General features: G+C 46.9%; 14 protein-coding genes. 2 read left to right on the plus strand and 12 right to left on the minus strand.

The features are described from left to right. Position 1: 1 nt before the first annotated feature. Both ACG3M1_RS12520 and ACG3M1_RS12525 read right to left on the minus strand, forming a co-directional pair. Positions 2–883, minus strand: coding sequence for a deoxyribonuclease IV (locus ACG3M1_RS12520; RefSeq protein ID WP_009269120.1), 882 nt, complete (start codon positions 881–883; stop codon positions 2–4). Next, a complete protein-coding gene (locus tag ACG3M1_RS12525) occupies positions 880–2,244 on the minus strand; it encodes a DEAD/DEAH box helicase (protein ID WP_008817207.1) in 1,365 nt (454 codons plus the stop codon). The genes ACG3M1_RS12520 and ACG3M1_RS12525 overlap by 4 nt, the downstream gene beginning before the upstream one ends. Before the next feature lie 200 nt (positions 2,245–2,444). Between ACG3M1_RS12525 and ispH the strand changes: the two genes are divergently transcribed. Then, positions 2,445–3,356, plus strand: a complete 912-nt coding sequence (gene ispH / locus ACG3M1_RS12530; RefSeq protein ID WP_008817206.1) for a 4-hydroxy-3-methylbut-2-enyl diphosphate reductase — start codon at positions 2,445–2,447, stop codon at positions 3,354–3,356. A 198-nt stretch (positions 3,357–3,554) separates the two neighbouring features. Here the strand turns inward: ispH and ACG3M1_RS12535 are convergent, their stop codons facing one another. From ACG3M1_RS12535 to ybeY, 10 genes are all read right to left on the minus strand, one after another. Further along, complete coding sequence (locus tag ACG3M1_RS12535) at positions 3,555–4,067, minus strand: NUDIX hydrolase (RefSeq protein WP_008817205.1); 513 nt, start codon at positions 4,065–4,067, stop codon at positions 3,555–3,557. Positions 4,068–4,207: 140 nt separating this feature from the next. Continuing rightward, positions 4,208–4,870, minus strand: a complete 663-nt coding sequence (locus tag ACG3M1_RS12540) for a tRNA (adenine(22)-N(1))-methyltransferase (protein ID WP_008817204.1) — start codon at positions 4,868–4,870, stop codon at positions 4,208–4,210. Beyond that, positions 4,870–6,066, minus strand: a complete 1,197-nt coding sequence (gene rpoD / locus ACG3M1_RS12545; protein ID WP_002609085.1) for an RNA polymerase sigma factor RpoD — start codon at positions 6,064–6,066, stop codon at positions 4,870–4,872. Before rpoD ends, ACG3M1_RS12540 begins: the two co-directional genes overlap by 1 nt. Before the next feature lie 4 nt (positions 6,067–6,070). Next, positions 6,071–7,843, minus strand: coding sequence for a DNA primase (gene dnaG, locus ACG3M1_RS12550; RefSeq protein WP_224727200.1), 1,773 nt, complete (start codon positions 7,841–7,843; stop codon positions 6,071–6,073). A 14-nt stretch (positions 7,844–7,857) separates the two neighbouring features. After that, the gene (locus ACG3M1_RS12555) at positions 7,858–9,240 is read right to left on the minus strand and encodes a glycine--tRNA ligase (RefSeq protein ID WP_002609087.1); all 1,383 of its coding nucleotides are present in this window, start codon (positions 9,238–9,240) and stop codon (positions 7,858–7,860) included. A 442-nt stretch (positions 9,241–9,682) separates the two neighbouring features. After that, positions 9,683–10,423, minus strand: a complete 741-nt coding sequence (gene recO, locus ACG3M1_RS12560) for a DNA repair protein RecO (RefSeq protein WP_008817202.1) — start codon at positions 10,421–10,423, stop codon at positions 9,683–9,685. Then, entirely contained in the window at positions 10,423–11,322 is a 900-nt protein-coding gene (gene era, locus ACG3M1_RS12565; protein ID WP_002609089.1) for a GTPase Era, read from the minus strand. Before era ends, recO begins: the two co-directional genes overlap by 1 nt. Further along, entirely contained in the window at positions 11,319–11,729 is a 411-nt protein-coding gene (gene cdd, locus ACG3M1_RS12570) for a cytidine deaminase (RefSeq protein WP_002609090.1), read from the minus strand. Before cdd ends, era begins: the two co-directional genes overlap by 4 nt. Continuing rightward, a complete protein-coding gene (locus tag ACG3M1_RS12575; protein WP_008817201.1) occupies positions 11,726–12,088 on the minus strand; it encodes a diacylglycerol kinase in 363 nt (120 codons plus the stop codon). The genes cdd and ACG3M1_RS12575 overlap by 4 nt, the downstream gene beginning before the upstream one ends. Next, positions 12,057–12,524 (minus strand): rRNA maturation RNase YbeY, encoded by a 468-nt coding sequence (gene ybeY / locus ACG3M1_RS12580; RefSeq protein WP_008817200.1) that lies wholly within the window; start codon positions 12,522–12,524, stop codon positions 12,057–12,059. Before ybeY ends, ACG3M1_RS12575 begins: the two co-directional genes overlap by 32 nt. 288 nt (positions 12,525–12,812) lie before the next feature. Here ybeY and ACG3M1_RS12585 point away from each other — a divergent pair, with 288 nt between their 5' ends. Continuing rightward, positions 12,813–14,501 (plus strand): Na/Pi cotransporter family protein, encoded by a 1,689-nt coding sequence (locus ACG3M1_RS12585; RefSeq protein ID WP_009269118.1) that lies wholly within the window; start codon positions 12,813–12,815, stop codon positions 14,499–14,501. The last annotated feature ends 140 nt before the right edge of the window (positions 14,502–14,641 follow it).

Raw genomic sequence — 14,641 nt, forward strand, 5'->3', positions numbered from 1 at the left:
ATCAGATGTCTCCCTTGATTTTCTCCATAATCTGTTCATCAAACACACCGCTTCTCAGCATGGCGATTTCTTGACGATATGGCGGATGATCCTCGACATATGGTGTTTCCAAAATCTTTACAACATCCTTTACACGTTCATTATGTACAATGGCATTCAGCTTTTCAAAACCGATTTCGCCAAAGCCGATATTCGCATGCCGATCCTTACGAGCTCCCTGTACATTTTTGGAATCATTGATATGCATACAGGCCAGACGTTCCAGACCGATGACAGCGTCAAATTCATCCAGCACTTTATCAAAGTCGGACAGATCATAGCCAGCATCATGAATATGACAGGTATCCAGACAGACGCGCAGACGATCACCGTATTTTGCATGATCCATCAGATAACGGATATGCGCAAAGCTATAACCGATTTCACTGCCCTTGCCAGCCATCGTTTCAATGGAAATCTGAACATCCTGTACATCCTGCATTGCCAGATCCAATCCCTCAACGATCTTCTTGAGACCTTCTTCTTCTCCGGCCTTTACATGACTTCCGGGATGCAGCACCAGAACCGTTGCATGCAGCGCCTGTACGCGCGCTATTTCCTTTTGTAAAAACTCCACGCCCAGCGCAAAGGTTTCCTCACGGATACAATTTGCCAGGTTGATGATATAGGGAGCATGCACTATCATACTGCCTTCGTCAATCCCATGCTCCTTCATCAGGCTGTGTGCTTCCTCTATTTTCAGTTCGTGCATTGCTTTGCGTCGTGTATTCTGCGGTGCACCGGTATACAGCATAAACGCATTGGCGCCATAGCTGATTGCTTCTTTTACCGATCCCAGCACATAATCCGGCGCAGACATGGAAACATGACAGCCCAGCTTCATTCCTGTCCACCCCGTTTCTCCATGACCCTTTGCTTTGCACGTTCCTTTTTCTGCCGCTGAATATCCTCCTGAATCATTTGGCGGCGTGCCTTACGCTTCAGCTTTTCCACTTCCTGCTTCCGTTTCACCTTATAGCCCGGCTTCACCTTTTTCTTCTTTTTGGAAACGATTTTGGAAATTTCCTTTTCCAGCGGATCATCCTTTTTGACCTTTTTGCGATGCAGCGGCTCCAGCTCACTCCAGGTGCCGTTTTTCAGATTGCGATGCTTGAAGCCGACTCCCTTAACCTCCAGGGAGCGGATCATGGCATCATCCTGCTTTTTATACAGGGCATAGCAGATACCGTCCCGACCGGCACGTCCGGTACGTCCGCTTCGATGAATATAGTAATCCAGCTCCTTTGGAAATCCCAATGAAATCACATGAGAAATCCCTTCAATATCAATACCGCGCGCAGCGATATCCGTCGCTACCACATAGGATTTCTGTATATTTACCAAATCCTTCATCGCCTTTGTTCGCTCTCGCGGTGTCAAATCCCCGTGCAGCTCGATAATACCGTATCCGGCATCCCGCATCATCCCGGCAACACTTGCGGCCTGCGTTCTCGTGTTAGCGAAAATCAGACATACATATGGTGTAAAGGTCGCTAACAGCTCCATCAGCTTTTCTTCATAGCTCTTTTCCTGACACGGTATCAGCACATGCTCGATTTTCGGATGAAAATCACTCTGCTCCTGAATATGCACCGTACTTGGATTATCCATATATTTCTTTAAAAACTGCTGCAATGCAACCGGTATCGTTGCTGAAAAGCTCATCATCTGTAAATTCTTCTTCATTTTTCCGGCAATGGCATCCACATCCTCCAGAAAGCCAAACTCCAGTGTCATATCCGCTTCATCGACAACCATGATATCAGCGGTATCCACACGCAGGGTCTGTTCCTGTAAAAACAGGTCCTTGATACGTCCCGGTGTTCCCACGACGATATGCGGCTGTACCTTCAGCTGTTCGTTCATTCTGGATTTTTCCATACCGCCGGTAATCAGACGGATGCGAAGCTTCGGGTCTGCTTCACTCATTTTTTCACAGCGATTATAAATCTGTAAGGCAAGCTCTCTGGTCGGTGCCGTTATAACTGCCTGAATCACAGACAGACTGCTGTCCACCCTCTCCATAATCGGAATCAGAAAGGAATGTGTTTTTCCGGTACCCGTATCGGAAATACCAATGATGTTTCTTCCCTTGCATGCCAGCGGGATCACCGCCTGCTGAATCGGTGTAGGCTCTTTGAAGCCTTCCAGGTTTATAAATGTTTTCGTGGTCTCACGAAAGTTGTAATCCGTATATTTGCTCATAAATACCTCCTTATACAAATAAGCAGCTTCTTTATTATACAGGAAATCTGAAAGTTGTAAAACAATTTCTTTTTTCTGTAATACGTGCGCTCTTTTTCTATTACCTTGCATATCGTATACGTTTATTATGGCATAATCTGCGGCAAAATTCTATGCATGTGCCGGGCTTTTCCTGTATAATGATATCTGAGGTGAAGTACATGGAAGTTATAAAGGTCGTACCGCGTGGATATTGCAAGGGAGTTATCAATGCCATTCTTATCGCAAAGAAAACAGCACAGGAGCATCCGGATACCCCGATTTATGTTCTGGGAATGCTGGTGCATAACTCCTATGTTATGCAGGCACTGAAGGAATTGCATATTTATCCCGTTGATGATAAAAATAAAACCCGACTGGAGCTGCTAGATGAAATTGAAGAAGGAATCGTCATATTTACCGCACACGGTATTTCCCCCGCAGTAAAGGAAAAGGCACTTCGGAAGGGACTTCAATGTGTTGATGCAAGCTGTCCGGATGTGGTCAAAACACAGGATATCGTTATGGAGCAGCTGAAAAACGGCTGTGATGTCCTGTATATCGGAAAGTCGCGTCATCCGGAGGCAGAGGCCGTTTTATCGCTCAGTGAGAAAGTGCATCTGATCAGTACGCAACAGGATCTGGATACCCTGCCTCCTTTGGCACAGGTGTTTGTCACCAACCAGACAACCATGTCTATTTTTGATATTGAAGCACTGTTTGAGGCAATACGTGAACGGTATCCGAAGGCTGTCTTCTGTGAGGAAATCTGCAACGCAACCCGTATACGCCAGCAGGCAGTTGCCGATTTGAAAGACAAGCAAATCGATGTATTGTATGTGGTTGGTGACAGGTATTCCAACAACTCCAACCGGCTTGCGCAGATTGCCCGTGATCAGGGCATTCATCAGGTATATCTGATTGATGATGTCAATGATATTCAGGATGAGCAGATATGCAATGCAGGACGTGTGGCGGTAACCTCGGGAGCTAGTACGCCAACGTATCTGACAGCACAGGTTATCGCATATCTGGAGGATTATGCGCCGGGGAAATGTAAGCCGCAGATAAGACTGTCTGAAATATTGTCATAAAACATAGCAGGATAGGAAAGTAAATAGCACGAAAAAAGGTAGACGATGGCGGACGTCTGCCTTTTTCCTTCTTGTTTTACATAAAGGAAAGCCGTGCCTGTTGTTTGATTATAAAGCTGCCTTCCCATTGTCGCACGCATATGCAGTAGCCTAACCATTCACATTACACAGGTAAGGATTTCCCCTTCAGATTTGCCGCTATCTGCTTTTTTGGAAGTAAACAGCAAGCGTATCCTTCAGCTCATGGTACCAAAGCTGCAGCGGGTGTGTCAGAATATGAACCCGCATCATGTCCTCGAATGTGGATTGATCAACCAGCATGGCATCGATGGTCTCCTTTTCCTGCAGCTGCAGCTTATCCAGCTCTACCGGATACTGCAGCAGATAATGATCGTAAATCCCCTGCCCCTTTACCTTGGTATGCAATTTTTGCAGCTGCTCCACTCTGCAGGAGATACCGGTCTCCTCATACAGCTCCCGTTTTGCCCCCTCCTGCGAGGTTTCTCCATGTAATACAGAGCCGCCTGTAACCTCCCATAGCAAACCGCCGGGCTTGCAGGCATCCCGCTTTGTCAACAGCAGTCTGCCGTCATAGGTGAATGTCCAAATGAAGACAACGATATGATAACAGCCTTCTGGTATTGGCTTGCCCCGCATCTGCAGCTTATTCATCGGCTGCCGCTGTGCGTCATACAGATCCCAAAGTTCCATGTACTCACTTCTTTCCAGTGAATATTATATCAGAAATTCCCGCATTCGAACAATCCCTATTCCTAACAGCTTTCATGCCTGCTGCGTATAGCCTGCGATTCCTATAGCTCTTATAGCCGTACCAAAAAAGGAACCGGTATTTAGTCCAGCTCCTTCAGCTTCTTTTCAATTGTTTTGATTTTCTCAACAGCAGCTGCATATCCGTCATGATGCGGCTGTGTGTGCTGTATGATTATTTTCTGCTTTTCCAGAATATACGTCCAATACTCTTTAAATAGTGGATGCCGATCAAGATACACACCGAATAGATACTGATCTTCCCGCATATCAGATGGCTCCTTATGTACGGAGAGCATCTGATAATAGTGATGATCCTTTACGAGCTGCTCCGCATCGATTGTAAAACCGTTTTGATGCAGCCAGCGGCGCATATCCTCGACACGTGTATTGCATTGCAGAATTATCTGCTTATAATGTTTCAGCTGCTTATCACCTTTCATAAGAATCCTGCAAATGGTGTCATATCCCATACCGGCAATAACGACAACCTCCACATCATCCTCCAGACCCTGCAGACCGTCACACAGCTTTGTGGTGATGGAATTCTGCAGACCGTATTGTCTGATGGCTTCCTGTGCCCGTGACAGCGGACCCTTTCGTACATCACACGCATACACGTGTTCACATTTTCCCGACTGTATAAGGGCGATAGGCAGCAAGCCGTGATCACAGCCAATATCCGCAGCAACGCCACAGGGCTGTACCATATCAAAAATCGTATGTAATCGTGTACTCAGCTTCATTATGGCTTATCGACGAAATCCTTTAGACGCTTGGAGCGTGTAGGATGCTTCAGCTTACGCAGTGCCTTTGCCTCAATCTGACGGATTCGTTCACGGGTAACGTTGAATTCCTTTCCAACCTCCTCCAGTGTACGGGTTCTGCCATCATATAAACCGAAACGCAGGCGCAATACCTTTTCCTCACGCTCGGTCAGGCCCTGCAGCACCGTATTGATTTCATCCTTCAGCAGCTGATTGTTGGCATATTCATCCGGTGACAGAGCTTCCTTGTCCTCGATGAAATCACCCAGATGAGAATCGTCCTCCTCACCGATCGGTGTTTCCAGAGATACCGGTTCCAGTGCGATTTTCTGAATTTCACGCACCTTTTCCGGAGAAATGTTTTCCATTTTTGCTGCGATTTCCTCTGCAGATGGATCCCTTCCAAGATCCTGCACCAGCTGACGCTGAATACGTGTCAGCTTGTTGATTGTTTCCACCATATGTACTGGAATACGAATCGTTCTTGCCTGATCGGCGATGGCACGTGTGATTGCCTGACGAATCCACCATGTCGCGTAGGTTGAAAACTTAAAGCCCTTGGTATAATCGAATTTCTCAACCGCCTTAACCAGACCCATGTTTCCTTCCTGAATCAGATCCAGAAACAGCATACCGCGGCCAACATATTTCTTCGCAATGGATACAACCAGACGCAGGTTGGCAGAAATCAGCTTTTTCTTTGCCTCTTCATCACCTGCCTGAATGCGCCGCGCAATTTCCGGCTCCTCTTTCGGATCCAGAAGCTCAACGCGTCCGATTTCCTTTAAATACATTTTTACCGGATCATTGATTTTTGTGTGGGAAGAGTTGGCAAAGGACTGCTCCAGATTTTCGATATCGGCAGCCAGCGTATCCTCTTCATCGGTATCGTCATCCAGAAAATCAATATCATCGTCATCCTCGGTTGCGACCAAAGCGTCATCATCCATCAGATCGACATCATCGTCTTCATTTTTTACTTCAATATCATTGTCGGAAAACCACTGGAACAGATCATCAAAATCTGTATCTGTCATTGCCAGATGCTCCACGGCATCCATAACATCCTTCTGATAGAGGACATCATTTTGTTTGTATTCGTCCAGGAATTCCTGCTTGATATCTTCCAGTGTCTTGTATTCCTGCAAAACAGCTTTTTTCTTGGTGTTCTTCATATCCTTACTTCCTTCCCGCGCTGCGCCATTCCTCACGCTCTTTGATCAGCTGATTTTTCTCCACGGCGAGCTTAGCCTTTTCCATGGGATCATTCACAGATCGTATTTTTTTATTCAACAGCTGTATCTTATCATCCAGAAAGCAGGATTTTTCCTTGGCGATTGCTTCCTGCAGTACAGCCATATCCACATCCTCTCGGGCAAGCTCCCAGTTTGCGATTTCCAGAAGAAGTGCCTTCACGTCCTCCTCCCGAATCACATCCAGCAGCTCAGCGACAGCGAGGGTGGTGTGTGTTCGATAATAATCAATGATGTACATCGCAAGCTTGTTGCCGGTATCATCCTTTAAAAATCCCAGCTCCTCCTTGAACAGATTGCTTGCAGCAATTCCATTCAGCATCTGAGAGAGGATTTCATGCTCGGCATGACTTCTTCCACTTTTCGGAAAGGTCAAAAAGCTCTGCCGCGGGGGCTGCGGCTGATGAATCGCCCTGCGTTCCTCTTTGGGCTGCTCCACCTGCATATCAAATTCAGTCAGCTCCCGCAAACGAATGAAATAGCTCTGTTTCTCAAAATCATCCTGCAGTGCCTGAATTTCCAATGACATTTCCTGCGCGAATTCCTTTTTCTGAGAGTAGTTGTCCAGATTATACCGCCCAAGCAGGTATTCAAAGAGGAAATCAATCCAGGATATCGTCTTATCAAGCAGTGCGCGAAGCTCATCCTTCCCGTATACATCAATGACTTCATCCGGATCCAGACCGTACTTATTGTCTACGATTTCAAAGGGCAGCTGTGCCTCTCTGGCCATTTTGCCGAATTTGTAGGTGGCGTTGCGACCGGCCTTATCTCCGTCATAGCAGACGACGATCGGTACATGCAGGAGCTGCAAAAGGCGCAGCTGTTCCTTGGTCATTGCCGTTCCCAGCGTAGCCACTGCATTGTGCAGCTCCACCTTTTCCAGAGCAAGCACATCCATGGCGCCTTCCACCAGATAGGCTTTTTTTGCTTTTCTGGCCTCCTGCTTGGCTCTATGATAGTTGAAAATCAGATTTCCTTTTTTGTAGATATCCGTTTCCGTAGTGTTGATATACTTTGCTTCTTCATTTTCCGCAACCCGCCGGGCTGTAAAGCCGACCGGTTCTCCGAATTCATCATGAATCGGAATCATGATACGATGCGAAAACACATCCTTCATTCCGAGGGAGGTAACACGTACAAGACCTGCGGACACAAGATCATCATCCGCATGCTTTTTGGCATGCAGGAAGCGATACAGGGCGTCATCCATCGGATTGTAGCCGATTTCAAAGCGCTTGATAATTTCTTCCGTAATATTGCGTCTCATCAGATATTCCTTGACGTTTTTCGCATCCAGCGTATCCAGCTGATAATGGGTGAATTCAATAGCCTCCCGGCATGCCTTATGCAGTGCCTGCAGGTGCGGATCCTTTATCCGGGGGGTGACATCAAGAGTATGCTCCAAAGTCACACCGGCATACTCGGCAACCTTGTAAACCGCCTCGATAAAGGATATTTTTTCATAATTCTGTACAAACATGAATACATTGCCGCCTGCTCCGCACACAAAGCATTTGTAAATCTGTTTATCGGCAGCTATGGACATTGACGGATCATGATCGTCATGAAACGGGCAGACGCATTTATAGCTCTTTCCCTTTCTTGTCAGCGGCACATAGCGCCCAATCACATCTACGATATCAGCTTTTGCACGAATCTGGCTGATTTCCTGTTCACTCAAGCGTGCCAAGAACATCACTCCCCGCTATTTTACAGCTTAATTCGCTCTTCGATATACGCGCTTAAATCCTTCAGACTCACGCGCTCCTGTTCCATGCTGTCACGGTGGCGTACGGTGACGCAGTTGTCGTTCTCTGTTTCAAAATCCACAGTGATACAAAACGGTGTTCCTACGGCATCCTGACGACGGTATCGTTTACCAATGCTTCCCGCCTCATCATAATCGCAGTTTCCCACTGGTGCAATCAGCTGGAATACCTCCATCGCCTTGTCGCTCAGCTTTTTGGAAAGCGGCATGACACAGGCCTTGATCGGCGCCAGGAACGGATGCAGGTGCATGACGATACGAGTATCGTTCTCCAGCTCCTCCTCATCATAGGCGTCGCACATAAACGCCAGCATCAGTCGTTCAACACCGACTGCCGGCTCTACGCAATAGGCCAGATATTTTTCATTCGTTGCAGGATCCAGATATTCCAGCGATTTCTTACTTGCTTCCTGATGCTGCTTCAAATCATAATCGGTTCGGTCCGCAATTCCCCACAGCTCACCCCAACCAATCTGGGAATGGAAATTATACTCGATATCGCAGGTACCCTTTGAATAGAAAGCCAGCTCCTCTGCTGTATGATCACGAAAGCGCAGATGATCGCTGTTAATACCCAGATTCGTCAAAAAGCTCATACAGTAATCCTTATAATACTGGTACCATTCCATATCCGTTCCCGGCTGACAGAAGAACTCCAGCTCCATCTGTTCAAATTCTCTGGTACGGAAAATAAAGTTTCCCGGTGTAATTTCATTACGGAAGCTCTTACCGATCTGTCCGATACCAAATGGCAGCTTCTTGCGCATGGAGCGCTGTACGTTTTTAAAATTGACAAACATCCCCTGTGCCGTTTCCGGGCGCAGATAGATAGCACTCTTCGCATCCTCTACGACACCCTGAAAGGTTTTAAACATCAGATTAAACTGACGGATATCCGTAAAATTATGCGCTCCGCATTTTGGACATTTCAGCTGATGCTCTTCAATATAATCCATCATTGCTTCATTGCTCCAGCCCTCAACGCTAACCTCACCGTTTGTAGCGTCCTCAATCAGCTGATCGGCACGAAATCTGGATTTACACTCCTTGCAGTCCATCAATGGATCGGAGAATCCGCCGACATGACCGCTGGCAACCCATACTGCCGGATTCATCAGGATCGCAGACTGTATACCTGTATTATATGGAGATTCCTGAATGAATTTACGCCACCAGGCTTTTTTTATATTTTCCTTCAGTTCGACTCCCAAAGGACCGAAATCCCACGTATTGGACAAACCGCCGTAGATTTCAGATCCCTGAAACACAAAACCACTGTTTTTCGCATGGGCTACTACAGTATCAAATAATTTCTCGTTGTTCATGTTTATGCCCCTTTCAAAAAAAATTCACCCGCCGGTGATGCTCATGAAACTATGAAAATAGTTACAAGAATACACTATAATATAACACTTTTTTAAAGGAAATGTCAACGTGTTTTCCCCAATTAGAATAACAAAGTAAAAAAATAAAAAGAAGAATCCCTTTCCAATTGAAATTCTTCCCTATACAGTAAAGGTAGCGTCATAAAAGCACCGGCGTTTATCTTCTTTTCGTTTGATGCAGGCCGCTTTGCCCGTTGTCCATCTACAGACAGTATGTGCGTAAAAATACCGGTACAATAATCAAAAAAAGCAGCCCTATAGAGAATTTCCTTATAGGATTGCTTTTCATTTACATTCAGCAGGCATTTCGCATCCCATACAACTGACAGTGGTTTTTCACAGCCTATACGCTGGTACAGCAGCTGCAGGCAACGCATGCAGCTTACATGTGCCCCTCCATAGCGAACAGGGTTCGAAGAAAACGCACACTTTTCAGCGCAATGCCGCCATAATCTTCAAAAAAGCCATACAGCTCTTCAAAGTTTTCACTGCTAAACGGTTCCAGTCTCTCAATCAGCTCATAATGCTCCAGCTCTGCCTTGCAGAGAAGACGAAAGGTTTTCAAATCCCTGCGCGGTATGACATGATCGCCATATCGCAGACAGCTTTTGCAAATAAAGCCGCCATCTCTTCGCGACACTGCCTGAATATGCTGCGTGCTCTGACAGCGGACACAGCCATCCACAAACGGTTCAATTCCATGCATGCGATTCATAACAGCCTGAAACAGACAAAGTATCTGCAGCGGATGCTTTGCGTCCTGTAAAATATCCAGACTTTGCTTCAGCAGGATGTATACATTTTCCTCAAAGCCACTGCGGTATATGCATTCACAGAAGTAGGAGGCAATGCTCTGCTTTACAAGATCCTCCCGAATTTTGCGATAACTGTTTATAATTTCTGCCCGGCGTAGAGACTGTATCGAAGCAGTCTGCTGATAATTCAGCTGCAGACGTGCCAGTGTAAACAGCTGTACGGCAGGAGCATTCTTACTTGTGACCTTACGAACTCCACGGGCGCTCAGACTGAGCAGGGAGCCATCCTCACACAATACCTTCAACAGGGCATCATGTTCCCGATACTCCTTCACATCCACCAGGATTCCGCACACTTCCTCCTGCATTATTTCCCTTCTTCCAGCTCCAGATAACCCAGCTGATGCAGCTTGCTGCTGCGATTGCGCCAGTTCTTCTCGACACGCACATACAGCTCCAGCTCCACCTTTTTACCGAATTTTTCCTTCAGCTCCTTCTGGGCCGCAAGACGGATGCCGCGAATCATCGCTCCCTGCTTTCCAATCAGTATACTCTTTTGCGAGGAGCGCTCCACGACGATGAGAGCCGACAGCTCCATGCGGGTATCGCTTTCTTCCTTTTTTTCCACGATGACCGCAACAGAATGCGGGACCTCTTCATTTGTTTTATACAATACCTTTTCCCGGATGATTTCCGCAATCTGGAAATTTTCTCCATGGTCACTGATCATATCATCCGGAAAATACTTCACGCCCTCCTGCAGATACGACTTTGTCACCTCCAAAAGATGCTCCACATTTTCACGTTTCAGCGCGGATACCGGAAAGATTTCCGCAAACTGCATACGGCTCTGCCACTTACTCAGGGTCGTAAGCACCGCCTCCTTATCCAGCAGATCGATTTTATTAAGAATCAGAAATACCGGAATCTGTGCGCTTTTCATCTTTTCCAGAATGAATTCGTCTCCACTGCCAAAGGGCTGTGTGGCATCCACCATCCAGTAGTTCACATCCGCCTCAGCAATCGCCGTATATGCATTGCGGTTCAGGGTACGCCCCAGCTCATGCTTCGGCTTATGAATCCCCGGTGTGTCCACAAAGACAAACTGCGCATCCTCCCGCGTCAATATCCCTGATATATTATTCCGTGTTGTCTGCGGCTTTGGCGTTGTAATGGCTACCTTTTCCTGCAGGATAGCATTTAGCAGGGTGCTTTTACCTGCATTCGGACGGCCGATAATGGAAATAAATCCTGACTTATAGCTCATAAAACATCCTCACTCGTGAAGGACATCGGTAAAAGCTCGGCGATGCTCGTTATTTTCTGCTCCTGCTTGTTGCTTAACACGATGGGAGTATCCTGCTGCAGCAGCTCCACCAGTACCTGCCGACAGGCACCACAGGGCGCCGCAAGCTTTGTTCCGTCACTCACAATGGCAATCGCTACGATATCCTCCCTGCGATAGCCCATAGAATAAGCGGCAAATATCGCACTTCGCTCGGCACAATTCGTCAGACCGAAGGAAGCATTCTCTATATTAGCCCCCGGAATCAGCGTTCCATCCTTAGTTTTCACACAAGCTCCCACATGATAGCGGGAGTATGGTGCATATGCATGCTGCATGGCAGCAAACGCCGCATCCAGCAGCTCCTGATATTGTTCATTCACATTCATAAAAACAGCTTTCCTCCTATGATTACGATTCCAACAGCTGCCGCCGCCAGCGACATCACCAGCACAGCTGCAGCTGCGTAATCCTTTGCTTTTTTCGCTCCCTCACTGTATTGCGGCGACACCATGTCCACAATCGTTTCCAGAGCGGAATTGATATATTCCAGTGCAATCACAGCACCAATGACGATCAGAATGACGCACCATTCCATCGCCTCCAGCCCCAGACAAGCACAGACCGCAAGCACAACCATTCCCAGAACTGCCTGCAGCACAATGCTACGGTCATGCAGCAGCCCATGCATAAGACCGGCAAATGCATACCGGAATTTATTTCCGTATTTTTTTAGGAACGATATCATCCAGTATCACATCCTGCAGCTGAAACATCACAGCCTCATCCTCCGGTGTCATGTGGTCGTATCCCAGCAGGTGCAAAAGCCCATGCGTAAACAGAAAGCAGACCTCTCTTCGCAAGCTGTGACCGTAATCCGCCGCCTGCGCTGAAATCGCTTCTATGTTGATAAATATATCACCGAGCTCTTCCTCCCCCTCCATGACCTCATATGCATCCTCGCTGTCCTTCATGGCAAAGCTGATGACATCAGTCGGCCGGTCGATACCGCGATAATCCCTGTTCATTTCATGAATCATCTGGGGTGTCACGAAGATTACGGAGGCACTCCTGAGCCCTTCCAGCTTTAAAACCTGCTGTGTCTTTTCACTGATCGTTCTGAAATCGGAGGCATAGCGCGACCAGCGCCGTTCTCCGCTCTGATTAAATACACTGATTTCCATAAGCCACCTCGATTCTTAACCGTATATCCCATATGCAACCTTACATAGCGTCGTCGCTTTCTAGGTTTTGTATCCTATACAGGCATATACTCTATTATAACACGAGCGGCGTGCAAATGAATAGCAGAAAAAGATTGTCACCGCACGAGCTGTACGCCATATCCGATCAAAAGGGCTTTTCTGACGTGAAATTGTAAAAACGCCTTTCAATTTATATACAGAATGTAAAAATTCTGTTAAAATTACCTTGCTACCATGTAATTTTAGAGTTTTTTTGGGAGGAATCTTATGTTACATATTGCAGCTTCCGCCATGACACCGGCAGATATCAGCTGGGACTTCATCATTGGAGGTCTGGCGCTCTTTTTGTTCGGAATACAGTTCATGGGAGATGGTCTGAAAAGCATCGCGGGAGAAAAATTAAGAGAGTATATCGACCGTTACACCAACAAGCCCTGGAAGGGAATCCTTGTGGGTAGTATCATTACCGTATTTATTCAGTCAAGCAGTGCCACCAGTGCCATTGCCATCGGCTTTGTACGTGCCGGATTGATGAGTCTGGAGCAATCCATCGGCATCATCATCGGAGCGAACATCGGTACGACCGTAACCGCATTTCTAATCGGATTAAAGGTAGAGGCACTGGCCTTGTATTTCGTATTCCTGGGGGTTTTGATCACCCTGTTTGCCAAGCGGAAGAAACAGACCTATATGGGACAGATCGTTCTGGGCTTCGGTCTGCTGTTCTTCGGTCTGCGGCTGATGGGAGACGAGCTGAGCAAGCTGGGACAGATGGATTTCTTTACGACACTGGCAACGACTATGCAGAATCAGCCGATTCTCGGCTTTATCAGCGGTACCCTGATGACCGCCATCGTGCAGTCCAGCTCTGCGGTTGTCGGCATCATACAGAAAATCTATGATTCCGGAGCCATGACACTGACAGCTGCCCTGCCGTTTGTCTTTGGATCCAATATCGGCACAACGGTAACCGCCGTGTTTGCATCCATCGGCGGCAGTACCTCGGCCAAACGAGCCGCGGCCGTCAACGTTCTGTTCAATACCATCGGTTCTGTGATTTTCATGTTCCTGTTGACACCGTATGTTGATTTTATCGCTTTTTTATCAGACAAGTACAGCATCTCACCAATGATGCAGATTGCAATTGCTCACATTTTGCGAACCATTGTCATATCCATCCTCGCTTATCCTTGTATCAATCTGATGGTCAGTGTCATCAAGAAAATCATACCGGGTGAGGAGGAACGCATCGAAGTCGATCTGGAGGGGCTGGATCCAAAGCTGGCTGCATCTCTGCCTGCCGGAGCCCTCGGCGTATCCAAGCAGGTAACGGTAAAAATGGGAGAGCTTGCTTCCGATTGTATCCGTGCGAGTCAGGAGTATTTCAATAAGAAAAGCGGTAAATACCGGGGTATGTCCAGTCAGTACGAGGATGCTATCAATTCTCTGGATTCCAAGATTACCGAATACCTGATGACGATTGCCCACAACAGTCTGAGCGAGCACGATACAGATGAATTCATCAACAATCTGCAGATTATCAAGAATATCGAACGGGTTGGCGATTTAACGATGAATCTGAATGAATTTTATGAGCTGACCTATGAAGACAAGGGAGCCTTCACAGACGAGGCTGTTGGGGATGTCAATGAAATGTATGAAACCGTTCTGGAAATGAATGAGATTGCATTGAATTATTTCTCTACCCGCGAAGAACATTATATTCAGATGATCAATGATAAAGAGAATTATCTGGACCTGGTGGAAGAAAAAGCCAGACAGCGTCACTTCAAGCGTATGGCCGGAGAGGTCTGCGGAAGCGGTGTTGCTGCCAGTATCTTCGTGGATATTCTCGGTACGCTGGAACGTATTGGTGACCATATCTGGAATATCGTGAAGGAAGGAAATGAGGAAGCTATGACACTGGACCTTCGTCCAAACGAAACGGATGATTAACATGCAAAAGCCCTGCCGGTGTGCAGAGCTTTTTTTGTGCAGCTGTCGAATCATGGAAACATGGTGAAGATGCTTTTTTGTGAACACAGCACATTGGGTGATGGGACACTTTTTTACCAAAGCGTTTGATCCCTCACCAC

Source organism: Clostridium sp. 10cd*, assembly GCF_044336395.1.
Classification (GTDB): Bacteria; Bacillota_I; Bacilli_A; order Erysipelotrichales; family Erysipelotrichaceae; genus Clostridium_AQ; species Clostridium_AQ innocuum.